The following is a 21,612-nucleotide window of genomic DNA, read 5'->3' as shown; positions in this document are numbered from 1 at the left end:
ACTAATATATCAAAAGATGCCAACTTTGCCGCTGTCAATCAACTAGTAATGAACAAACACAAGATGAAATCGCTAAAACAACAATTCACGCTACTGTTCAGCCTGTTCCTGCTGGTAATCGGTATAGCAGTCAACGCACAAACTACCGATCAGAAAATCACTCGGGAGGTGGCCAGCAAACCATTTGAAGTAGGCACCTATATGGGGGAGAATCGAACCGTTAACGTGATGGTCATGGTTCGTCAGGTAGCCGGTATTACCCTTAAGATCAAGTCAGCTGACGATGAGCTGCTGCAAGAACTTTATGTCAAAAAATCGCCCAGAGCGTATCATTATAAATTGAACTTTGACGGTACTCAATCTGGTCAATACAAATTGGAAATCAGCGATGGTCAAAAAATCGAGGTTCGTCGTATTGATGTAGTCGATGTGCCAGCCGTGAAAGCTCAACGTTATATCACGTTTACCACATCACCTATTCTGTAAAACCTGAAAATTGAAAAAAGCTATGAATCAGACTAATCTAAAAATGGCCAGTCCGCTGCTGGTAACAGGTGCATTCGCAATCGTTTATATTGTCTGGGGCTCTACGTATTTCTTTATACAAATGGCCGTTCAGGACCTTCCACCATTGCTTTTGGGGGCTATGCGGTTTCTGGCCGCCGGTGCTCTACTACTTTTCTGGTCGTTTCTCCAGGGAGAGCGCATCTTCATAAAAAGCAGCCTGATTACATCCGCCGTGGTAGGAATTTTGCTGCTGGTAGTAGGTAATGGTGTCGTTATTTGGGCCGAACAAACCCTGCCTAGTGCGTTGGTGGCCATACTAGTATCATCGGCACCCATCTGGTTCGTATTACTGGATAAGCCCAATTGGCGCGTTAATTTCAGTAGTAAATCGACATTGGCTGGCTTGGCTGTTGGCTTTATTGGTGTGATCCTGCTATTTGGCGAGCAGCTTAACGATATGCTGGCCGCGAACACAGATCAATCAAAAATCGTAGGGATGTTGTTACTGGTTGTTGGCGCAATTGCCTGGTCGTCGGGATCACTGTATTCAAAGCACAATCCTTCCGAAGGTTCACCAACCGTTAATGTGGCCTGGCAGATGATTATTGCGGGTCTTATATTTCTGCCCGCTAGTTTGGTGAATCACGAAGTGGAGCGGGTGGTTTGGTCGCAAATTTCGGTTGAAGCGTGGCTGGCGCTGGCTTATTTGATTCTGTTCGGCTCAATTATCGCCTATAGCGCTTACGTATGGCTATTACAGGTACGCCCGGCTACTCAAGTTAGTACCTATGCGTATGTGAATCCAGTGATTGCCGTTATTTTGGGAATCGTATTTGCCCACGAAACCATCTCGCTAATACAGATCATTGGCCTGATCATTATTTTAGGCAGTGTTTTACTGATCAACCTGTCTAAATACCGAAATCCGAACCCTGACACGCAAAAAGAAAAAAAGCGAGCAGTTGAAAAAACATCCCGGCTATTTCCGTTCAGCGCCGTCTCATCAGCGATTGAAAAGTAGACGTCGCTGCGAATACCTCATATAGTATTACCATAAACCGTCGGTTTATTGCTGGATAGCGATAAGCCGACGGTTTTTCGATGAATACCAATATTCTATCATTAGTTGTAATTTGCCAATCGCCCGAAGTCCGTTTTCCTGTATGAGACAATTAACCGCATTGTATATTGTATTATATCTACTGAGTTCATGTACAACAAAAAGGGAAACTGACACAACCGAATTTGACGATATACCTGTTTCCGGGCTATCCGGCAAACAACTGGCGATGGCCCACTGCGGTCGATGTCATGCCTTTGTAAGTCCCGATTTAGTAGCGAAATCGAATTGGCGAGATGTACTCCCGGCAATGGGACACCGGATGGGTATATATGGTAACGGGAGCAGGCCCGATAGTTTGTTTGATGCTGGTGAAAGTGGTTCCGTTTTGCGGGAGGCTGCTATCTTTCCCGAAAAACCAAGTCTGGCGAAAGCAGATTGGCAAAAAATAGAGAACTATTACCTTGGAAATGCGCCTGACACTATCTTGCCACCCCTTCGTAAACATCCCATTCAGGTAGGGTTAAAGCATTTCAAATACAAAGAAGCGTCGTTTGCTAATCGACCCGCATTGACCTCGATGGTTAAAATTATGCCTGATAATCAGGGTATTCTATTTGGTGATGGAAAAGCCAGACGTAAAAATCTAACGTTTCTTACTTCAGATCTTCAGGAGAAGTATAGTATACAGGTAGGAGCAACCCCAATTCAGTATGATGGGAATTCGGCTGAAGGATACCTGACAACAATTGGGAGAGGAGTTTTTCCAACGGATGCCTCGAATGGAGCCATGCAGCGCCTGGTAAAAAACAAGTCAGGGTCGGACTATACACTCGAACGTATTGATATTCCAGCCTTACGTCGGCCCGTTTGTATGGCGTATGGCGATTTAAATAAAGATGGGTTAGAAGATGTAGTCGCCTGTGAATTTGGTAACCAGACCGGGCAATTAGCGTGGTATGAAAACAACGGAAAAGGCGGATATACAAAACGAATTCTGCGCGAGAAACCGGGTGCCATTTCAGCCATAATTAAGGATACCAACAAGGATGGATTGCTGGATTTTTATGTATTGATGGCGCAGGGGGATGAGGGCATTTTTCTGTATGAAAATCAAGGCGGGGGTAAATTTCGAGAAAAACGATTGACCTCTTTTCTGCCACTCAATGGGTCTCAATACATCGAGCTGGCTGATTTCAACAAAGATGGTTTTGAGGATATCGTTTATGTATGTGGAGACAATGCGGACAAAACACCAATCTTAAAGAAATATCATGGTATTTATATTTTTCTAAACGACGGTAAATCCAACTTTAAGCAATCGTATTTCTACCAATTAAATGGTGCCTACAAAGCAATGGTACGCGATTATGATTTGGATGGCGACCTTGATATTGCCGCTATATCGTTTTTCCCCGATTATCAGCGTTATCCGGAGGAAAGCTTTATCTATTTGGAAAACAAAGGAAAATTAACATTTACCGATTATTCCTTTCCTGAAGCTACCAAAGGAAGATGGGTCGTGATGGATGCTGGTGATATGGATTCGGATGGCGATATTGATCTTGTTTTGGGTTCGTTTGTGTATTTCATCCCACAGGGCGATACAACCGGGCTCGGTAAAAAATGGCTATCGACCGGGCCGTCGGTTGTTGTATTGGAAAACACAATTCGATAGCGATCCGCTGTAAGCCATGTCTCGTTTATAATCCATTTCACAGCAGCGTTTTACCGACGATTTTCTTGAAATAACAGACAGAGTTCTTGCCTGAAAAGCACGGAAAACATTTTTGCGCCTTTTCTACTTTTATCATAAAGCCATTGGTACTCAAACTATTCGGTGATATGGTAACGATATTATTTGTAGCGAATAGCGCAAAGTATGGATACCAAAGTTTAAGTTTTGACGGGCCAACCATTGAATCTTGTTTTGAAACCCTGACATTTTTAGTCGCGCAGGGATGGGAATTGATTCATGTGGTGTTAGTGGACGATGAAAATTGTACCACCCTACCAGTTGAAGCCTTCGATGGTATTTCCATGACGATGCCTTTAAACGAGCTCAATCTGGAATTAAAAGAAATTTTAGTGTAGTTCACTTTCCTGGGTTGGTAGGGCGATAAAGCTTATAGACTCGCTTTACGTCTATTATCCTTGCTGTTGGCTGGCCATACTTTTTATGGTGTAAAATGTTTCAGAAATCGTTGCCGATAACTGAAAACCTATCAGCCGATAATTCTTTTTCTCTTTAGCTAATTCTGCAAGGAATTTCGGTAGTAAATAAATTAAGTTGGACACATATCTGCCTTCTATTGACGCCTTTATACAATAAATCGATGGGGATATGTCAGTAGAAAAATACAGGATGTTTCGTTGCTTTTAATATAAACTGTTAGTCTGATTTAACTATGAATATCAAGTATTACTACTTACTATCTATCTTAGGTGAATACAAATCGCCGATAAAAAATGCGCCATGTTTTAGCGTATGAATCAGAAAAAAAGGGTTAAAAAAATTAAATACTAATTCTTAAATAAAAAACTTGACTTTATCGTAGATAGTCTCACTATATTTGTGGCCGACGATTCATATAAACAATAAATAAGTCATCGAATGAAAGCTAAGCAAATTCGTTTCTTCTCGACTGCTGATAATAGTGAAGCTAAGAAAGCCAAGAAAAAAACAACGGCAAAAGCAGCACCTATTACGGGATATATATCTTCAGCAGGTAAGGTCGTATTTCCGAATAAATCGGCTGTTCAGCTCGGATTTGATACCGATGGTGGTCAGTTTAAAGTAGGTACCCAGGATGGAAAACGAAAAATTAAATCCCTTTATCTGATCCCTGGAGGAGATGAAAATGAAGAAGGATTTGTGTTGGAGAAAGCGGCTAAAAGTTATAGCATTTCGTTGCCCTATATTCTTCAAAAAGGTGGCATCGACTATGCTGGTACAAAGCATACGTTTACGGTGAAATCTTTTGATTACGATAACGGTGTAACTGGCTACGAGTTGAAATTGGCGAATGAAGAACCTAAGCCTGTATACACAGGAAAACCGCGTGGTCGTAAACGTCAGAATCCCGTAAGCGAATAGAGGATACTGAATGAAATTTATGATAAAGGCGAACGACTCGTTCGCCTTTTTTATGTGTAATTCAGGCGATTGTAAATGGAGAGAAAACAACCTAAACTCATCACGGTTTTTGATCTATGACTCGTGATCAACTCAACGACTTGATTGAACAGGGCGAACACGCTCGATTAGAATTTAAACGGCAAGTATCATCATCTGCCCGAATTGCCCGGACTTTGGCTGCCTTTGCTAATACATCAGGAGGAATTTTATTGGTTGGAATTGCTGATAATGGAAAAATTGCTGGCATTTCATCGGAATATAAGGAGATAGAAAAAATTGAGGAAGCAACCGACCGATTAATCGTACCGACACTTTCTGTTTGTTATGAAACAATTGCTCCAGATGGGCGGATCGTGTTGATTATTTCGGTCGCAGAAAGCGATGAAAAACCCCATTATGTATTGAGCGAAGGCAAAGAGCGAACTATTTACATTCGGGCAAAAGATAAATCGGTTCCGACAAATAAATTAATCATTACATCAGAAATTGCGGATAACGAATTAGTAAAATCACCCCCGATTCGTACACTGATTCAATACCTGCGAAAGAATGAATCCATTACGGCCGATCGATTCGCTAAACTCATAAATATTTCGGATTATCGAGCCGGGAAAATGCTTCGACAACTTGCTGAGCGGGGTTTATTATTGCTGATGGATAAATCTCGTCCGGTGCGTTATGCGTTGAAATTGTCGGAATAGTTAAGCCATTCAATTGGCTGTTCGCTCGTGTTTACGAACTTTGCCGCTATGATAACCTCAGAACAATCGATTACCAAAGACACGATTACAGCATTCTTTCTTGACTTACAGGATCGGATTTGCCAGGCACTGGAAGGGGCTGATGGAGCAGGTCGTTTTCGGGAAGATGCCTGGGAGCGGCCCGGTGGGGGTGGAGGACGTTCGCGTACATTGAGCAATGGACGAGTAATTGAAAAGGGTGGAGTGGGTTTTTCGGCGGTACATGGCGATGCAACCGAAGCTACTCTTCGTACACTAAATCTTACAGAGCCTGCCGAATTTTACGCAACGGGCGTATCGATCGTTTTGCATCCGCATAATCCGATGGTGCCGATCATACACATGAATGTGCGGTATTTTGAGATGAGTACGGGGCAAAACTGGTTTGGTGGGGGTATTGATCTGACTCCGCATTATGTGGTTGAAGAGGATGCCCGGTGGTTTCATCAATCGCTGAAAATAGTCTGTGATGCACACGACTCAGCCTATTACCCTCGCTTTAAGGTCTGGGCCGACGATTATTTCTACATTCCTCACCGACAGGAAACGCGGGGTATTGGCGGCATTTTCTTTGATTACCTGAAGCCATCGGATACGCTTTCGAAAGCCAATATATTTGCTTTTGTGCAGGATGTGGGTAATGCGTTTGCTCCCATTTATACCCATTTCATGCACCAAAACCGTGATTTGCCATTTAGTGAACGCGATAAGGCCTGGCAATTGCTCCGTCGGGGACGATACGTCGAATTTAATCTGGTGTGGGATCGGGGCACCAAATTCGGACTGGAAACGGCCGGTCGTACGGAGTCTATTCTGATGAGTATGCCACCGCAAGCCAATTGGACATACGATTTTCGACCTGAACCTAACAGTCGAGAGGAGCAAACATTGAAATTCCTTCGCAAAGGAATTGATTGGTAAGGGGCGATCCAGAATATTTTAATGACAATTGCAACACTGCTCTATGAACACACGTACTGAGTAGAAAAGCTTTATTACATAGTCCAAAAATGCCGATTCTACTGGGACCGGCATTTTTTGTGTCCGCTGATTATTCCTCAAATCCACCAGTTATTTAGCTACAACTGCCGGATAGTAATTCCCCATAGGATTCCGCCTATTGATTTGTCAATTTAGCTGCTGTAAATCAACAGATAATCGCTTTTTTAACAGGATCAATCATGAATCTCTTCTGGGTTTTGTGGAGCGTCGATGCACTCGCAACACTGGTCATTCTTTATTTCTTCTTTGTCGGTATGGCAGATGGCTCCGTCTCGTCGTTTAACGGGGGATTATGGCTGTTTATTCTGGTTGCTTTGGGCGTTATCATGATAGGTAGTTATTGGTTATACAACCACCAATATGCTCTTTGGGCGAAGGTGCTGGTGTCCATACTGGCGGTTCCTAGTTTATTGTATGGGCTTTTTATGGTGATCATTCTGATTACGAATCCCCGCTGGAATTAATTGTACTGAACACCAGCCCATCCGCAATCGGAATACAGATTAAAAACGAAGCGTGAGTACGGTAAGATCGAAGGAATGCTGTATTTTTAAAGGCATACATATCAAACCGGATTTGTTGTCGTTTGACATCTGATACTCTTGATTCGCACTATGAAAATCGGCTTGTTATTTGGGCTGCTAAGCTGCCTGATTCGCGTAGCATCTACTTATGCTCAGGGAAATACGTCTACTTTCAGTAAGCAGGATTCGCTATCTTCCGGACAAACGGCTTCTCTATCCATGCATCGCTATCGCCTTCCCTTCCTAACGAGCACTAATCTGGGCGATACAAAACAACGATATACGCTGGTTGCACAACCCGCGAAACTTCGATTAGGGAATGAAATCGTCTTACCCGTTGGTGTCGATGAGCGAACGGTTACCGTGCTATCGGGCGATCGGGTTTTGCAGCTTTGGGAGGATTATGTCTTTATTCCCGACGCCAATCGCATTCGCATTCTGGACGAAAACGCTCTAAAATCAGAACGCCCGCTGAAAGTGTCGTACGAGAAGTTGCGGTTGTCTTTAGCGAAGTAGAATGGTAAGGACAAAATTATCTCTAATTACGATCTCGAAATAGTAGCCTTGATATAGCCATACGGCTCGTCGGTCGCGATGAAAATCTCGTTTTTATTTTCCATACCAAACTGTTCCAGATTAAACAGAATGTGGTGTTTATTAGGCAATTTCAGACTAATATCAGCCACTTCGGAAAACTCATTTAACACGGCTTCACCCATTGCCATCAGCGTTTGCTGAACTGACAGGCTTTTGTGGTGTGCGAAAGCTTTTAATAACGTTTCACGGATACTGGTAAAAAGAGTCGAAAAATCGAGATCGGTGGAAGTGTATGTCCAGGTGGCTTCGCATTGGGTAGCGAAGATGCGGTCGGCAGTTTCTTTCAGGGTGGTAAATTGGTCTTTAATGTAGCCCTCGAACCCCGAATCTGTTGTTTTTAAAATCAATAAGTCTTTAATACCGGATGTGATTGCCAGATCGTCGGCCGTTTGTACAATCGTCGTGCTGTGTTTTTCAGAAGCTCCGCCAATGTAGGCATGCGGATGCGACACTTCATTAAACGACATTCTTGTCCAGGGATATTCTATAATGTCGATCGTTGCTTTTGATACCTGTGGATTCTGGCTGATAAAATAATTGGCCAGGTACATTCCAAAGTTTTCGATGGAATCAACAAAGTGCTCTTTGGCAAGGGCATAGACGGTATTTTTCTGCGTATCGGTTGGGAGAATTTTGCTGTTGTCGCCTAGTGTGTGTGCCGTTTCGAAGTCGCCTTCTAGCGAAACGTTGACCGAAATCTGCCTGAATTCGTGGTAATTCGGATGACGGAAAATTTTTGACAGATTCACAGCATTCTTGCCGTATGCATTTTTTTTCAGAGTAATCTTCATGGCGATCTCCGTCGTTTTAGGTAGTATTGACCTCTAGTATAGCCATTAATTTTCTATTTAGGCGCATGCTTTTTGCAATTAAAGGAAACAAGGTACTCACTTCCGAAGGTATTCGAAAAGCCGTTGTCACGATCAGCAATGGCCTGATCGAAGCTGTCTTGTCGGAGCTACCAGAAGGATTTCCGGGCGACGTAATCGACATTCAGGATCGCGTTTTGATGGCGGGCGTGATTGATCCACACGTACACATCAACGAACCGGGACGAACCGATTGGGAAGGCTTCGATACTGCGACTCGGTCGGCCATGGCCGGAGGCCTCACAACGCTGGTTGATATGCCCCTTAATTCGTCACCTGTAACGACAACAGCCGAAGCATTCGATCAGAAAATAGCTGCACTTGATGGCAAGTTGCATACGAACTGTGGTTTCTGGGGAGGCCTTGTGCCGGGTAATACTGTCGATATTGAGAGGCTAATTGAGAAGGGAGTATTAGGTTTTAAAGCCTTTCTGACGCATTCCGGGATTGATGAGTTTCCAAACGTGAGCGAAGCGGATCTTCGGCTAGCGATGCCAATTCTGGCTAGTCGGGGATTGCCGTTGCTGGTGCATTGTGAATTATCAACAGATGAAGTATTAGCGACGGGGGATGTTCGATCGTACCAGAATTACCTTTCTTCACGACCCAAAGAATGGGAAGATAGAGCAATTGCGCTTATGATTCGGCTGTGCGAAGAATTTAATTGCCGAACGCATATCGTCCATTTATCGTCAGCCAATTCCATCGAAACCATTGCTAAGGCCAAACAAAAAGGATTACCCTTAACCGTTGAGACGGGACAGCATTATTTGTATTTCAACGCCGAAGCGATTCCAGATGGTCAGACACAGTATAAATGTGCACCACCCATTCGCGAGAAAGAAAATAAAGACCAACTATGGGCGGCTTTACAATCAGGGATTATTGATTTTGTTGCGACCGATCATTCCCCCGCACCTCCTGAGTTAAAACAACTGCAAAGCGGTAATTTTATGAAAGCCTGGGGTGGAATCGCGTCACTACAATTGGCGCTCCCCGTACTGTGGACTGCGGCACGGCAACGGGGTTGTACCTTGACCGATATTACCCGATGGCTCTGCGAAAAACCGGCTGAATTGGCGGGTTTATCTGGTCGAAAAGGGCAAATTGCGGCTGGCTATGATGCTGATCTAATCGTCTGGAATCCTGAACAAACATTCACCGTTTCGGAGACTGGTTTATATCATCGACATAAAATGACACCGTATCTGGCTCAGGAATTATACGGCGTTGTCGAACAGACATACCTTGGAGGAGTACAGGTTTTCGATCAGCGGACGTTTACCAAACTCAATGCCGGCAAATGCATCATGCGCGAAAAACATGACGAACTACGAACAACGGGCAACGCGCATTCTGACAAAAATCAATGAACTGGCTTCCATTAGCGAAGATTCATCAGGCATTACCCGAACCTTCGGAACCGAAACATTCCGGCGCGGTAGTCGTCTGATACAGCAATGGATGCAGGAAATTGGACTCCAAACGCGAGTGGATGCTATTGGTAATGTACGCGGACGATGGGAGAGTACGACTATTGGGGCCAACACCTTCGTCATTGCTTCGCACATGGATACGGTCGTTAATGCTGGTAAGTTCGACGGACCGCTGGGCATCATTATGGGCCTCGATCTAATCGAAACCCTGAAAAAAACAATGCAATCACTTCCTTTTAACCTGGAACTGATTGCGTTTAGTGATGAAGAAGGAGTTCGTTTTCATACGACCTATCTCGGCAGTAAAGTCGTCGCCGGTTCGTTTGATGAAACATTGCTGGCTAAGAAAGATACTAACGGTATATCTCTACATGAAGTCATTCAGGAAATGAGTGGATCGATAGCTGGTTTAACCACGGATGCGATCGCAAAAGACGATTGGCTGGGCTATTTTGAAATACACATTGAACAAGGGCCTGTTTTATACGAGCGCAAAATACCAATAGGGGTGGTGACGGATATTGCTGGGCAGAAACGAATCGAAATTGCGTTTCGAGGAGTGGCTGGTCATGCGGGAACGGTACCGATGGACATGCGCCAGGATGCCTTGTGCGCGGCTGCCGAGTTTATTCTGGAAGTGGAGCAAGTGGCGCGTAATCAGTCTAATCTGGTTGCAACAGTCGGGAAATTGGCCGTGACGAATTCTGCCAGTAACGTCATACCGGGTGAAGTTACGTGTAGCTTAGATGTTCGGAGTAATGATGAAGCCGTATTGGCTGGGGCTTGTCAATCGCTGCAAAATGCCTGCCTAAAGTTAGGAGAGAAGCGGCTGGTTAAAATTGAATGGAAGCTGATTCAGGAAACGGCTCCTGTCGCCTGCGATTCGGCTTTAACGAATCAGTTAGTGAAAGCGATTGATGCAAGTGGCTTTGAGGTAATTCGGCTGGTCAGTGGAGCTGGACATGATGCTGTTCCAATTTCGCAGATTGCGCCTGTAGCCATGTTATTTGTGCGTTGTTTTAAAGGTATTAGCCATAATCCACTGGAAGATGTCGAAGTGGATGATCTGGCGGCTGCACTACAGGTTGCCGATACATTTGTTGATTATTTGATTGACCAAAAGAATTAACCCATGGAAATTTCAGCGCTTACCCGATCGGTTGTCAAACGCAATCATGCCGTTATTAGCCCCGATGGATATATTAACAGTCGCGTACCCGGCTGGGAAAATTGTACTGTCAACGTAATTATCAACGAGCAAATGGGTGCTCGGCTTTGTCAGACGCTCATCACACTCAGGGAAGATGGACATCTGGTTGGTAAAACGCAGGCATCCCAACTGTTTTTCTACGTAATCAGTGGCCGATGCCGGGCGACGGTCGGGGGGCAATCCGATTTGTTGACTACAGGCAAATTTGTTTATATACCGGTTGAGAAAGAGTATGCATTTGATAAGCCAGAGCCTGGAACACAGCTCCTTACGTTTCATAAAGTCTACGAAAAGCTGGATGGTTATGAAGTACCATCTGTGATCTTTGGTGATGCTGCGACCGTAGAAGGGCCAACCTATTTAGGCGATCCGGCTTTGCGTTTACAGGTGCTATTGCCAGATACATTGTCGTTTGATATGGCGGTCAATATTTTTACGTATGATCCGGGCGGGCATTTGCCGTTTGTCGAAACGCACATTATGGAACACGGGCTGATTTATTTGCAGGGCCAAGGCGTTTATATGCTTGATCAGGACTGGTATCCAATTAAAAAAGGCGATTCAATCTGGATGGCGCCGTATTGTCAGCAATGGTTTACGGCTATGGGCAAAGAGCCCGCCGTCTATATTTATTACAAGAACATCAATCGTTTTCCGACCGTCGTATGACCTTACCCGAACTAAATCAACTGCCTGTTTCTGAATTAAAAGAAGCGCTCAAAACCTGTTGTGGTTCGTCGGCATGGGTAGCAGAGATGGCTAAACTATTTCCGGTCGAGAGTCGGGAAACGTTGTTTGAACAGGCTGAAATTATCTGGTTTGCCTGCTCCGAAAGCGATTGGCGGGAAGCGTTTGAACATCATCCGAAAATTGGCGATATCAATTCGCTTCGTGAAAAATTCGCGAATACAAGTGATTGGGCATCCGGTGAACAAGCCGGAGTTTCGTCGGCCTCTCGAAGCGTATTGGAGATGCTGGCAGAAGGAAATGAGCTGTACGAGGAAAAATTTGGTTATATTTTCATTGTCTGCGCTACGGGGAAATCAGCCGAGGAAATGCTGAATCTTCTGGAAGATCGGTTGCTCAATTCACCCGAAGCCGAAATTCAGATTGCTATGCAGGAGCAGAATAAAATCACGAAAATCCGGCTGGAAAAATTAATAGCGGTATGAGTATCATCACCACCCATATTCTGGATACATCGCGTGGGAAACCGGCTGAGGGCGTGAGCGTTGTACTATTTCAGCAACAGCGCGAATGGTTGGAAATCGGCCGTGGGCTTACCAATTCAGACGGACGTATCACCGATTTACTCACGAAAGAAATTGTTCTGCCAACTGGAACGTATAAATTACGATTTGAAACCGGAGCCTATTTCGACCGACTAAGCGTTTCGACATTTTATCCGTTTGTCGAAATAACGTTCTCAATCACCACAGGCGAACATTATCACGTTCCCTTACTCCTCAACCCATTTGGCTATTCAACCTATCGAGGTTCGTGAGTGATAAGTGATGAACGATGAGTAAACTAACGCTAGATATACTCATCGTTTATCACTCATCACGTATCGTTCATCACTCATCTTATGAACATCAACCCAGCACGTCTTCAGCATTTTTTTGAGGTATCGAGTGAAATTGGCAAAATTGGTGAAACAGGTATGTGCCGACCGGCTCATTCGGCGCTCGAAAAAGAGATGTTCGAGCATGCTAAAGGCTGGATGGAAGCCGCTGGTCTGACCGTACGCATCGATAGTTTCGGAAACCTGATCGGGCGATTCAAAGGTAAAAATCCCGACGCGCCTATTCTCATGACGGGTTCGCATCTGGATACCCAGCCATACGGCGGACGATTCGACGGCATTTCAGGTGTTTTGTGCGCCATCGAAGCCGTTTGCACAATTGCAGAACAAGGCATTATACCGGAAAGTAGTATCGACGTCATTGCTTTTGCTGATGAAGAAAGCTGGCGATTTAACAAAGGGCTATTTGGATCGCGAGGAATTCTGGGCAAATTGGAGGAGGGTGAACTCCAACGAAAAGATAAAGACGGAATCACCCGCGAACAGGCACTAATTGATTTCGGATGCGACATTACCAAATTTAAAGACGATCAATACACCCCCGGCAGCATCCGATGCTTCCTGGAGTTACACATCGAACAAGGTCCGGTTCTGGATAAGTCGAATAAACCCATTGGCATTGTCAGCGGAATAGCCGGACCGTTGCTGCTGAGCTTGAAACTGAAAGGAATGGCGGGCCATGCGGGTTCGGTGCCGATGCCGTTACGAAAAGATGCGCTTGTTGGGGCATCCAAAGTAGTTATTGCTGTTAACGAAATTGCGTCGCAGTTTGCACCGGCGCCAACGGTAGGAACTGTCGGTACATTAAACGTATTTCCATCATCCCGGAATATTATCCCCGAAGTCGTTACGATGACAATGGAGTTTCGGGACATTGATATGGAGCGCCGAAACACCTGCGAGCGTCAGTTGAAAGAGGCTATTACCGAAATTACTGAGCAGCACGGCTTAACCTACGAACTGACGGTCGATACCGATATCAAATCAAGCTATTGTGCAGACTGGATCAAAAACACCATTCGGGAAAGTTGCGTTGAATTGGGACTGGATGCTCCCGAATTGGTGAGCGGCCCATTTCACGATGCGCTGGTTATGTCGGAAGTGTGTGATTACGGGATGATTTTCGTTCGCTGCAAAGACGGCATCAGCCACAATCCGCTGGAATATGCTTCTTACGAAGATTTGGCTTTAGGAAGCGAAGTATTGTATCAGACAATTTTGAAAATTGTGGGCTGAGTTGGCGCTGGCCTATTTATTTCTGAATTGGGAAAGTATAAACGGGTTCTTCTGGCAAAGGAACCAGCTCTCCATTTTTTCGTTGCGCTATCAGTGTGAACTTAAAAACTATATGATCAGCCGGTTCCGCTCCCTCGCCTAAATTTGGAACCAAGAATCCATTTGGCATATTGGCCTGAGCAATTCGCCTACCGTTTCGGGCAAAAATAACTTCGGCGTTCTTAATCAACAGTTCCGGTTGAAAGTCATTGAAAAAATCATCTGACTTTGTGTCTAGTGCAGCTTTAAAGCGGATTTCTTTCGTGGCCATTTTCATCCCGGTTTGTTTGTCCGTGGGCTTCCCATCTGAAAGAATTGTGACGCCAATGCGCGGCTTTAGAGTTGATGGTAAAGCCTGAGCCTGTACGCTGGTTTGGTGTATAACACAATACAGGAAAGCAAAGAAAAATATAGATCGCATGGTGACACATGGCTAGTAATACAGCCAGAACGTCTATAGCGCATAATTAGCGTGTTCGTTCCGTAAGGCGTAAGTGAGATTTATACAAAAACATCGGATAAAAGATATAGTGTACGTGGCAGCTATTATCTAGTTGAACAGAACTGTCTGAAAAATAAAAATTTCTTAAATTTGTAATTGTCTTATAATCAATATATTACCTCAGTTTAGAGGTACGTCGCTCGCCATCTTTCAAAAAAAATTTGTGTTTGCTTAAAGTAAAAGCAGATCAATAAGCGTCATCCCTATCAAAGCTCCTGAATTGGACGTAAAGGATGAGAAAGCTGCAGATTTTGATCCTTTTTCGCTAAACGCTTCGGCTGACAGAGTAGCTTTCACAATTAAATGATAAACAACATGAACATTATATGGCGAGTCGCTGGCGTCGTGCTGGCAGTTGGGTTAGCCCTGTTTTTGTTAACCCTTATTTTGAAAGTCCTGCTGGTTGGGGCGGGTTTATTCCTGGTTGCCAGGGTAGTAGGCCCACGCTTGATGGCCCGAAGATTTGGTCCATTAGGCCAGGGAAATTGGCAATCGGCAAACATTATTTCCATCGATAATCCCACCTATCGTTCTGGCATGACCAGACCTACTTTTGAACGGGTTATCCCAATCGGTTAATCCAAACAAGTAAAGAAAAACAAATCAGTAAACACAAGACAACGACAATCATGTATAATAAACAAGCATTCGAATCAGGTAAAGGTAATTGCGGTCATTGGGGCGGCCAATCGTTTGGGCGCGGAAAATTTGGCGGTCCCTGGGGGCGCGGTAAATTCGGTGGTTTTTGGGCCGGCCGGCACGGTGGCTGGTTTCAACAGGTACCCGTCAATATCGAAGAGACTGATAGTGAGTATGTAATTTCTTTGTTTGCCGCAGCTTTGGTGAAAGAAAACATCAAGCTGAGTGTGAAAGATGATCTACTGACGGTCTCCTATCAAGGTACCGACCCAGAAAACGCAGATAACACATCTGGCAACTATACCTATCAGGAATATAGCAACCGATCGTTCGAGCGATCCTTTCAGCTCAATAATAAAGTGCTGACGGATGGCATTTCGGCAAGTTATGCCGATGGTATTCTGAAAGTCACGCTGCCGAAGAATCCAGAAACGACTAAACCAGCCCAGACGATCACCGTTGCCTGATTAATTGAGCAATAATTAACAATAAAAAATGCCTAACTGAGTTCAGTTGGGCATTTTTTATTGTTAAAACAGATGGTTTACCTACTGCTTTTTAATATCCCCACGGATCTCGCCCGCTGGATATTGAGTGGTATGCAGATTCGCGTAGTAAAAACCATTTTTCAGGCTATCGACTCGATTCTGATTCGCTAGCTGAAATGTGCCAATAATAGGACTGGTCAAACTAGTAAATGGTATTTCAACCCCACCCGTTAGTGCAGTAGTGTTTGTAATGCGATGCAAGTGTCCGGCTGTTAACGACGACGTAAATGGACCAGTGTAGGTTACTGTGTAACTCAGTGTACGCGTTGATTCGTCGATAACACCCGCAAATGTTCCGGTAGCTGTTGACGTCGTCGAGCTTGGTTTTTCGCTGGCTCCGTTCAGGGTCGCGGTTAATTTGGTTGTCGTTGATGTAACAATTGGATTGTCTTCATCTTTGCAGGAAGTGAACGGAAGGCCTACCGCCAGAAGAGCCCAAGCGGCTAGAGCAATCTTTTGAAATTTCATACGAGTTAGTGTTTTTTCGTTTCTAAGATTAGTATGACTTCGCAGTATTAACGACGAATGTGTTAATGCTGTTTTAATTGGCAAGATATTGTAACTAAACTTTGTTTACCAATAATTGTAATGTATTCAGAGTAAATGGACCAGTTTTCGGCTTTTTTTAAGCCTGGTTTGGCCGTTAAAAACCCTAATCCAGCCTACTATTTATAAAAACGCAGCAGAATCTTATATTTTTGGCTCACTAATTTGAATCCATTTTATGTATTCGTTGGTTGTCCTTATAAAAGGTTTTTTTCAATAACCTGTTATCCTAATTTGCTATGGCTTTTGATTTAGACATGATTCAGCGCGTGTACGCCAACCTCGGTGAGCGCGTCGAAGCAGCCCGGCAGACAGTGGGCAAACCGCTGACTCTGTCGGAGAAAATTTTATATAGTCACCTCTTTTCTGGTGCCGGTTCGGCGTCCCGACCTACCCAGGCGTTTGAGCGGGGAAAAGCCTATGTGGATTTTGCACCCGACCGCGTAGCCATGCAGGATGCAACGGCGCAAATGGCTCTGTTACAGTTTATGCAGGCGGGTCGGCCAAAGGTAGCCGTTCCATCGACCGTTCACTGCGATCACCTGATTCAGGCAGAAGTAGGAGCGGAAAAAGATCTGGACGTTGCGAAAAGTAAAAACAAAGAAGTTTACGACTTCCTATCCTCGATTTCTAATAAATACGGAATAGGTTTCTGGAAACCAGGCGCCGGAATTATTCACCAGGTTGTAATCGAAAACTATGCGTTTCCGGGTGGTATGATGATCGGTACCGACTCGCATACACCGAACGCGGGTGGTCTGGGTATGATTGCGATTGGTGTCGGTGGGGCCGATGCCTGCGACGTGATGGCCGGATTAGCCTGGGAATTGAAAATGCCGAAACTGATTGGTGTTAAATTGACTGGTAAACTTAGTGGTTGGGCATCAGCGAAAGACGTTATTCTGCGTGTAGCGGGTATTCTGACTGTGAAAGGTGGTACGGGCTGCATCGTTGAATATTTTGGAGAAGGTGCTGAAAGTCTGTCCGCTACGGGGAAAGGAACCATTTGTAACATGGGTGCCGAGATCGGGGCAACAACCTCTATTTTCGCTTATGACGAAAAAATGGCGAATTACCTGAAAGCGACCAGTCGTGCTGATATTGCCGAAGCCGCCGACGCCGTAAAGGAGCATCTTCGTTCCGATGATGAAGTATATGCTGATCCTGCTTCATACTATGACCAGCTTATCGAAATTAATCTGACCGAACTGGAGCCTCACATCAATGGGCCGTTCACGCCAGATCTGGCGTGGCCGTTGTCGAACTTCGCCAAAGCGGTAAAAGAAAATAAGTGGCCTGAGAAACTGGAAGTTGGTTTGATTGGTTCGTGTACGAACTCTAGCTATGAGGACATGACTCGTTCGGCCTCGGTGGCGGCTCAGGCTACGGCAAAACACCTGAAAGCCAAAGCCGAATTCACCGTAACGCCGGGTTCGGAACTGGTCCGTTATACGGCTGAACGCGATGGTTTACTCGATACATTCGAAGAAATTGGTGGCGTCGTACTGGCTAATGCCTGCGGACCTTGTATTGGACAATGGGCTCGGCACATGGATGATCCGAACCGCAAAAATTCGATTATCACCTCATTCAACCGGAATTTCGCGAAACGGAATGACGGAAACGCGAGCACACACGCGTTTGTCGCTTCGCCTGAAATTGTTACGGCTTTCGCTATCGCCGGTGATCTGACCTTCAACCCAATGACCGATACACTGACCAATGAAGATGGCGAGCAGGTAAAACTGGATGAGCCAGCGGGTATCGAGCAGCCGGTAAAAGGCTATGCCGTAGATGACGCAGGTTATCAGGCTCCTGCTGAAGATGGTTCGAACGTTCAGGTAATTGTTAGCCCGACGTCGGACCGCTTGCAATTGCTGGCTCCGTTCCCTGCCTGGGAAGGTACTGATCTGAAAGGATTGAAACTGCTGATCAAAGCTAAAGGCAAGTGTACAACCGACCATATTTCGATGGCGGGGCCGTGGTTGAAATACCGTGGTCACCTCGATAACATCTCGAACAACATGCTGATTGGTGCCGTGAACTACTTCAATGAGAAGACCAACACGGTGAAAAATCAACTGACGGGAGAATACGGTGAGGTACCTGCCGTACAACGTGCTTATAAAGCCGCTGGTATCGGTTCAATTGTGGTGGGCGACGAAAACTATGGTGAAGGATCTTCTCGTGAACACGCAGCCATGGAGCCACGCTTCCTCGGTGTTCGGGCAATTCTGGTGCGTTCATTCGCCCGGATTCACGAAACGAACCTGAAAAAACAGGGGATGCTCGCGCTGACGTTCGCCAATCCGGCTGATTACGACAAAATTCAGGAAGATGATGTAATCGACATCGACGGATTGACCGAATTCGCTCCGGGGCGCCCACTTGAAATTGTCTTACATCATGCCGATGGTACCGAAGACGAATTCCTGGTCAATCATACCTACAACGAAGGGCAGATTGAGTGGTTCAAAGCAGGAGCTGCGTTGAACATCATCCGCATGAAGCAAGACGTGTAAGCGATTGAGACTAAGCGATCGTTATTAATTAGGGCCTGCCAAACTAAGTTTGACAGGCCCTGATTGTTGTTTATACTTCCCAGGTCTGTGTCCCCACAGACCCCATGCGTCAGCAAACCTCAACCTGCCGGATAGGTATCTGTGAGGACACAGATACGGGAATATATCGGTGAAGTCGCTCTAGTAAAGCTTCTCGTTTGGCGTAGCGTAAAAATTGAAATTGCTCCAACGATTCATATCATTAACCGATAGCTTAATGACTTCAGCGTGTTCATCAAAATCGGCGAAATAGTATAAGGTGTAGTTGTGGTCAGCGACCATCTGATAGAGGTCCTGACGTTCGTCGATCGTTGCTTCCGTGAAGCACTCGGCTACCAGAACAGGTCGATATTGCTCAATTAATGAAGAGATCGATCGGATTACATCGATATCATGGCCTTCTACATCAATTTTGATAAAGGATAATTTAGGCAAATACTGCTTATAATCACTATCCAGGAACTTGAGCAAATTGACGCCTACAACCTTCTCTTCCAGGTTAAACTTACCATGTTTTTTTGCTTCCTCAGTCGTGGTCGATACACCCCCATTACCGAAAGATGCCTCAGAAGACGAATAAAAAAACTCTCCTTCCTCTTCGGTAACCGCATACTTCAGCGGAATAATGTTCGACTTACCAGCATTCAATTTTGCGTTTGCTTCCAGGATTTCGTAGGTCATCGGATTCGGTTCAAATCCTAAGGTCAGGCCATCTTTGCCTACCGCTAACGCCATTGGAACCGTTGTGTCGCCAATGTTAGCCCCTATATCAATACAGAAGCTACCCAACGGAGCAAACTGGCGAAAGAAATTGATCTCGCTCTGCGTAATCGTTTTGGCTGGAACGAGCGGATTTTTCCAGTTAGCAAACTCGACCGTTCCTTCTTTAGCTAGTTGAAACGAAACAACTTCGTATGGATATTTACTGGTGACCCGTCTGGCTTTCTTTCGAGCGAAGGACTCTTTGAGGTAGTTGAACATAAGGTTGACTATTGAATAGATTACAAAGAACCGAATTTTAAGCCACCCACCAATCGTTTTCTTGCGTAAACTTCTCTAATGCATAATTGTCTGGAGCAGACGATATATTCTTTCCTGATTCGCCTTTTAGGCTAAAACCGTACAATCTATTACAGGCATGAGCGCGTTAGCAAATAGTTCACCAATCGGACATACACCAGATGAAATTACACCAGCCAGGCTGGCCATGGCTGAAGTTATAGATTTGTCGGATATCGTTAACGTGTTCGATGTTGAGCCAAAAGCCGCCTGTACGATGTCGAAACTGGCTTACGAATATGTCGCGAGTGGGGCGGCTGATGAGTGTACGCTCCGCTGGAATCGGCAGGCTTTTGACGCCATAAAACTCAACCCAACGGTATTGCCGAACTTTACAAAACCAGATCTTGGTATTTCGCTGTTCGGTTCAGAGCTGCCCTATCCGATCTTGATTGCTCCGACGGCGTACCATCGGATTATGCATCCGGAAGGTGAGTTGGCCACGGCGCGTGGAGCTAGTGCTGCTTCGGCTACCTATGTCGTAAGTTCGTTTATGACTACACCACTGGAAGAAATTGCTCAGGTAGCTACTCAGCCTTTATGGCTTCAACTGTACGTTCGGGACGATCGGGAATTTACCAGGGATTTAGTTCAAAAAGCAGAGGCACTTGGCTGTCGGGCTATTTGTGTTACAGTCGATACGCCCGTCGGTGGTGTCCGTAATCGTGAACAACGGATAAATTTTGGGCTGCCTGAAGGCATACATGCCCCTTATATGATTGCCCCCGGTCCGCAACAAAAACCATTGACCTGGGCAGATATTGCCTGGTTACAATCGCTGGTTAAGATCCCGGTCTTGGTAAAAGGTATTTTAAATCCCGACGATGCGGAACAGGCAATTCAAACGGGTGTATCAGGTATTATTGTCTCGAATCACGGTGGTCGGAATTTAGATACGGTGCCTGCTACCATTGAGGTGTTGCCGTATATAGCTGAACGTGTGAATAAGCGGGTACCTCTGTTATTGGATGGTGGTATTCGAAGAGGCACAGATGTGCTAAAAGCCATTGCGTTGGGAGCCGAAGCTGTTCTGATTGGTAAACCTATCTGTTTTGGTTTGGCCTGCGGTGGTGCTGATGGTGTTGCGAAAGTGCTGACCATTCTCAGAGATGAATTGGAACAAGCAATGATCCTGACAGGACGCGGTACTATAGCCAGTATAAACCAGTCGGTACTCTGGAATCCGACTCGTCATGATTTTCGATAAAATCGACGATAGACCCGCTCTTCAATCAGTTTACTCAATCGTGTATAGGCCAATTCGTCAGGTAGCTTTGGGATTGACATTAACCACATCGGTACAGCTGCTTTTTCGGGTTGATAAGGCGGCTGCCTATAATTGTAAGGATTCAGTGCAAACCCTGCTCGCTCATAAAAACGAATCCGTCGCTGACTAATTTCGTCTACTGGGCGCTCTACTTCCAGAATAAAATAGGGCGTACTGATCTGTGATAACCGGGCCAACGCCTGTTGCCCAAACTGCTTTCCACGCTGTTCTTGCGCTACGGCCAGATGCTCCAGAAACAAGAATTCATCCCACTGCCAGTAGATTAAAAAACCCACCAACTGGTCGTTTTCTACTAACGCACACAGATGCATATCCGGAGAGGAGAGAAGGGTTACCAGGTCTTCGAAACTACGTCGTTCATCGATGGGAAAAGTTTCTTCATACCAATGTTGAATCGTTGTCAGATACGGATGTTGCTGATTGATTCTTAGAAAGTTCATAGAGAGATTAGAGTTTTTAATCTAAATTTAATCTATCTTAGAGAGAATTATCTTTATCCAAGTTTTATAACTAACTGGTATAAAA

Annotated in this window: 24 protein-coding genes; 19 read left to right on the top strand and 5 right to left on the bottom strand. The window is 45.1% G+C overall.

Annotation, left to right across the window (positions count from 1 at the left end):
• The first annotated feature begins 63 nt into the window (after nucleotides 1–63).
• The 9 genes from ACYVE4_RS24070 to ACYVE4_RS24030 all read left to right on the top strand — a co-directional run bounded on the left by ACYVE4_RS24070 (nucleotide 64) and on the right by ACYVE4_RS24030 (nucleotide 7,488).
• On the top strand, nucleotides 64–486 hold the full coding sequence (locus tag ACYVE4_RS24070; RefSeq protein ID WP_461042809.1) for a hypothetical protein: 423 nt from the start codon (nucleotides 64–66) through the stop codon (nucleotides 484–486).
• Between the two features lie 22 nt (nucleotides 487–508).
• On the top strand, nucleotides 509–1,528 hold the full coding sequence (locus ACYVE4_RS24065) for an EamA family transporter (RefSeq protein WP_461042807.1): 1,020 nt from the start codon (nucleotides 509–511) through the stop codon (nucleotides 1,526–1,528).
• A gap of 142 nt (nucleotides 1,529–1,670) precedes the next feature.
• Nucleotides 1,671–3,245 (top strand): FG-GAP repeat domain-containing protein, encoded by a 1,575-nt coding sequence (locus ACYVE4_RS24060; protein ID WP_461042806.1) that lies wholly within the window; start codon nucleotides 1,671–1,673, stop codon nucleotides 3,243–3,245.
• A gap of 167 nt (nucleotides 3,246–3,412) precedes the next feature.
• Nucleotides 3,413–3,661 (top strand): hypothetical protein, encoded by a 249-nt coding sequence (locus ACYVE4_RS24055; RefSeq protein WP_461042805.1) that lies wholly within the window; start codon nucleotides 3,413–3,415, stop codon nucleotides 3,659–3,661.
• Between the two features lie 520 nt (nucleotides 3,662–4,181).
• Entirely contained in the window at nucleotides 4,182–4,664 is a 483-nt protein-coding gene (locus tag ACYVE4_RS24050) for a hypothetical protein (protein ID WP_461042804.1), read from the top strand.
• A 116-nt stretch (nucleotides 4,665–4,780) separates the two neighbouring features.
• Nucleotides 4,781–5,407, top strand: coding sequence for an AlbA family DNA-binding domain-containing protein (locus ACYVE4_RS24045; protein WP_461042803.1), 627 nt, complete (start codon nucleotides 4,781–4,783; stop codon nucleotides 5,405–5,407).
• Nucleotides 5,408–5,455: 48 nt separating this feature from the next.
• Entirely contained in the window at nucleotides 5,456–6,367 is a 912-nt protein-coding gene (gene hemF, locus ACYVE4_RS24040) for an oxygen-dependent coproporphyrinogen oxidase (protein WP_461042802.1), read from the top strand.
• 260 nt (nucleotides 6,368–6,627) lie between these two features.
• Nucleotides 6,628–6,912, top strand: coding sequence for an osmoprotectant transporter permease (locus ACYVE4_RS24035; protein ID WP_461042801.1), 285 nt, complete (start codon nucleotides 6,628–6,630; stop codon nucleotides 6,910–6,912).
• 150 nt (nucleotides 6,913–7,062) lie between these two features.
• Complete coding sequence (locus ACYVE4_RS24030) at nucleotides 7,063–7,488, top strand: hypothetical protein (protein WP_461042800.1); 426 nt, start codon at nucleotides 7,063–7,065, stop codon at nucleotides 7,486–7,488.
• 26 nt (nucleotides 7,489–7,514) lie between these two features.
• Here the strand turns inward: ACYVE4_RS24030 and pucL are convergent, their stop codons facing one another.
• Nucleotides 7,515–8,360 (bottom strand): factor-independent urate hydroxylase, encoded by an 846-nt coding sequence (gene pucL, locus ACYVE4_RS24025; RefSeq protein ID WP_461042799.1) that lies wholly within the window; start codon nucleotides 8,358–8,360, stop codon nucleotides 7,515–7,517.
• A gap of 65 nt (nucleotides 8,361–8,425) precedes the next feature.
• On the opposite strand from pucL, the gene allB reads away from it, so the two are divergent.
• From allB to ACYVE4_RS23995, 6 genes are all read left to right on the top strand, one after another.
• A complete protein-coding gene (allB, locus tag ACYVE4_RS24020; RefSeq protein ID WP_461042798.1) occupies nucleotides 8,426–9,811 on the top strand; it encodes an allantoinase AllB in 1,386 nt (461 codons plus the stop codon).
• A complete protein-coding gene (locus ACYVE4_RS24015; RefSeq protein WP_461042797.1) occupies nucleotides 9,762–11,003 on the top strand; it encodes an allantoate amidohydrolase in 1,242 nt (413 codons plus the stop codon). The genes allB and ACYVE4_RS24015 overlap by 50 nt, the downstream gene beginning before the upstream one ends.
• A 3-nt stretch (nucleotides 11,004–11,006) precedes the next feature.
• Nucleotides 11,007–11,753 (top strand): (S)-ureidoglycine aminohydrolase, encoded by a 747-nt coding sequence (gene allE / locus ACYVE4_RS24010; RefSeq protein ID WP_461042796.1) that lies wholly within the window; start codon nucleotides 11,007–11,009, stop codon nucleotides 11,751–11,753.
• A complete protein-coding gene (gene uraD, locus ACYVE4_RS24005) occupies nucleotides 11,750–12,256 on the top strand; it encodes a 2-oxo-4-hydroxy-4-carboxy-5-ureidoimidazoline decarboxylase (RefSeq protein WP_461042795.1) in 507 nt (168 codons plus the stop codon). Before allE ends, uraD begins: the two co-directional genes overlap by 4 nt.
• Entirely contained in the window at nucleotides 12,253–12,588 is a 336-nt protein-coding gene (uraH, locus tag ACYVE4_RS24000; protein WP_461042794.1) for a hydroxyisourate hydrolase, read from the top strand. The genes uraD and uraH overlap by 4 nt, the downstream gene beginning before the upstream one ends.
• Nucleotides 12,589–12,672: 84 nt before the next feature.
• Nucleotides 12,673–13,905 carry a M20 family metallo-hydrolase gene (locus ACYVE4_RS23995; RefSeq protein WP_461042793.1) on the top strand — a complete coding sequence of 411 codons (1,233 nt, stop codon included), beginning with the start codon at nucleotides 12,673–12,675 and terminating at the stop codon, nucleotides 13,903–13,905.
• Nucleotides 13,906–13,921: 16 nt separating this feature from the next.
• Here ACYVE4_RS23995 and ACYVE4_RS23990 read toward each other — a convergent pair whose 3' ends face one another.
• A complete protein-coding gene (locus ACYVE4_RS23990) occupies nucleotides 13,922–14,215 on the bottom strand; it encodes a hypothetical protein (protein WP_461042792.1) in 294 nt (97 codons plus the stop codon).
• Between the two features lie 546 nt (nucleotides 14,216–14,761).
• Here ACYVE4_RS23990 and ACYVE4_RS23985 point away from each other — a divergent pair.
• A complete protein-coding gene (locus tag ACYVE4_RS23985) occupies nucleotides 14,762–15,025 on the top strand; it encodes a hypothetical protein (RefSeq protein ID WP_461042791.1) in 264 nt (87 codons plus the stop codon).
• 50 nt (nucleotides 15,026–15,075) lie between these two features.
• Nucleotides 15,076–15,552, top strand: coding sequence for an Hsp20/alpha crystallin family protein (locus ACYVE4_RS23980; RefSeq protein WP_461042790.1), 477 nt, complete (start codon nucleotides 15,076–15,078; stop codon nucleotides 15,550–15,552).
• Between the two features lie 81 nt (nucleotides 15,553–15,633).
• On the opposite strand, the gene ACYVE4_RS23975 is transcribed toward ACYVE4_RS23980, so the two are convergent.
• On the bottom strand, nucleotides 15,634–16,101 hold the full coding sequence (locus ACYVE4_RS23975) for a CHRD domain-containing protein (RefSeq protein WP_461042789.1): 468 nt from the start codon (nucleotides 16,099–16,101) through the stop codon (nucleotides 15,634–15,636).
• A 317-nt stretch (nucleotides 16,102–16,418) separates the two neighbouring features.
• On the opposite strand from ACYVE4_RS23975, the gene ACYVE4_RS23970 reads away from it, so the two are divergent.
• A complete protein-coding gene (locus ACYVE4_RS23970; protein ID WP_461042788.1) occupies nucleotides 16,419–18,701 on the top strand; it encodes an aconitate hydratase in 2,283 nt (760 codons plus the stop codon).
• 180 nt (nucleotides 18,702–18,881) lie between these two features.
• Here ACYVE4_RS23970 and ACYVE4_RS23965 read toward each other — a convergent pair whose 3' ends face one another.
• Complete coding sequence (locus ACYVE4_RS23965) at nucleotides 18,882–19,721, bottom strand: FkbM family methyltransferase (protein ID WP_461042787.1); 840 nt, start codon at nucleotides 19,719–19,721, stop codon at nucleotides 18,882–18,884.
• Between the two features lie 157 nt (nucleotides 19,722–19,878).
• Between ACYVE4_RS23965 and ACYVE4_RS23960 the strand changes: the two genes are divergently transcribed.
• Entirely contained in the window at nucleotides 19,879–21,006 is a 1,128-nt protein-coding gene (locus tag ACYVE4_RS23960) for an alpha-hydroxy acid oxidase (protein WP_461042786.1), read from the top strand.
• Here the strand turns inward: ACYVE4_RS23960 and ACYVE4_RS23955 are convergent.
• Complete coding sequence (locus ACYVE4_RS23955; RefSeq protein ID WP_461042785.1) at nucleotides 20,991–21,527, bottom strand: GNAT family N-acetyltransferase; 537 nt, start codon at nucleotides 21,525–21,527, stop codon at nucleotides 20,991–20,993. The genes ACYVE4_RS23960 and ACYVE4_RS23955 overlap by 16 nt on opposite strands.
• Nucleotides 21,528–21,612: the final 85 nt, after the last annotated feature.

The sequence above is a fragment of the Spirosoma harenae genome (assembly GCF_054776975.1).
Note: the sequence above shows the minus strand (reverse complement) of the source record. Positions and strands in the feature narration are given on the sequence as shown.

Coding starts and splice junctions, on each gene's coding strand:
- ACYVE4_RS23965 (WP_461042787.1), bottom strand. CDS start 19,721: ATGTTCAACTACCTCAAAGAGTCCTTCGCTCGAAAGAAAGCCAGACGG.
- ACYVE4_RS24070 (WP_461042809.1), top strand. CDS start 64: ATGAAATCGCTAAAACAACAATTCACGCTACTGTTCAGCCTGTTCCTG.
- ACYVE4_RS23980 (WP_461042790.1), top strand. CDS start 15,076: ATGTATAATAAACAAGCATTCGAATCAGGTAAAGGTAATTGCGGTCAT.
- pucL (WP_461042799.1), bottom strand. CDS start 8,360: ATGAAGATTACTCTGAAAAAAAATGCATACGGCAAGAATGCTGTGAAT.
- uraH (WP_461042794.1), top strand. CDS start 12,253: ATGAGTATCATCACCACCCATATTCTGGATACATCGCGTGGGAAACCG.
- ACYVE4_RS23975 (WP_461042789.1), bottom strand. CDS start 16,101: ATGAAATTTCAAAAGATTGCTCTAGCCGCTTGGGCTCTTCTGGCGGTA.
- ACYVE4_RS23985 (WP_461042791.1), top strand. CDS start 14,762: ATGAACATTATATGGCGAGTCGCTGGCGTCGTGCTGGCAGTTGGGTTA.
- ACYVE4_RS23970 (WP_461042788.1), top strand. CDS start 16,419: ATGGCTTTTGATTTAGACATGATTCAGCGCGTGTACGCCAACCTCGGT.
- ACYVE4_RS24065 (WP_461042807.1), top strand. CDS start 509: ATGAATCAGACTAATCTAAAAATGGCCAGTCCGCTGCTGGTAACAGGT.
- ACYVE4_RS24060 (WP_461042806.1), top strand. CDS start 1,671: ATGAGACAATTAACCGCATTGTATATTGTATTATATCTACTGAGTTCA.
- ACYVE4_RS24015 (WP_461042797.1), top strand. CDS start 9,762: ATGACGAACTACGAACAACGGGCAACGCGCATTCTGACAAAAATCAAT.
- ACYVE4_RS24055 (WP_461042805.1), top strand. CDS start 3,413: ATGGTAACGATATTATTTGTAGCGAATAGCGCAAAGTATGGATACCAA.
- ACYVE4_RS23995 (WP_461042793.1), top strand. CDS start 12,673: ATGAACATCAACCCAGCACGTCTTCAGCATTTTTTTGAGGTATCGAGT.
- ACYVE4_RS24030 (WP_461042800.1), top strand. CDS start 7,063: ATGAAAATCGGCTTGTTATTTGGGCTGCTAAGCTGCCTGATTCGCGTA.
- ACYVE4_RS23990 (WP_461042792.1), bottom strand. CDS start 14,215: ATGGCCACGAAAGAAATCCGCTTTAAAGCTGCACTAGACACAAAGTCA.
- ACYVE4_RS24050 (WP_461042804.1), top strand. CDS start 4,182: ATGAAAGCTAAGCAAATTCGTTTCTTCTCGACTGCTGATAATAGTGAA.
- ACYVE4_RS23960 (WP_461042786.1), top strand. CDS start 19,879: ATGAGCGCGTTAGCAAATAGTTCACCAATCGGACATACACCAGATGAA.
- ACYVE4_RS24045 (WP_461042803.1), top strand. CDS start 4,781: ATGACTCGTGATCAACTCAACGACTTGATTGAACAGGGCGAACACGCT.
- hemF (WP_461042802.1), top strand. CDS start 5,456: ATGATAACCTCAGAACAATCGATTACCAAAGACACGATTACAGCATTC.
- allB (WP_461042798.1), top strand. CDS start 8,426: ATGCTTTTTGCAATTAAAGGAAACAAGGTACTCACTTCCGAAGGTATT.
- allE (WP_461042796.1), top strand. CDS start 11,007: ATGGAAATTTCAGCGCTTACCCGATCGGTTGTCAAACGCAATCATGCC.
- uraD (WP_461042795.1), top strand. CDS start 11,750: ATGACCTTACCCGAACTAAATCAACTGCCTGTTTCTGAATTAAAAGAA.
- ACYVE4_RS24035 (WP_461042801.1), top strand. CDS start 6,628: ATGAATCTCTTCTGGGTTTTGTGGAGCGTCGATGCACTCGCAACACTG.
- ACYVE4_RS23955 (WP_461042785.1), bottom strand. CDS start 21,527: ATGAACTTTCTAAGAATCAATCAGCAACATCCGTATCTGACAACGATT.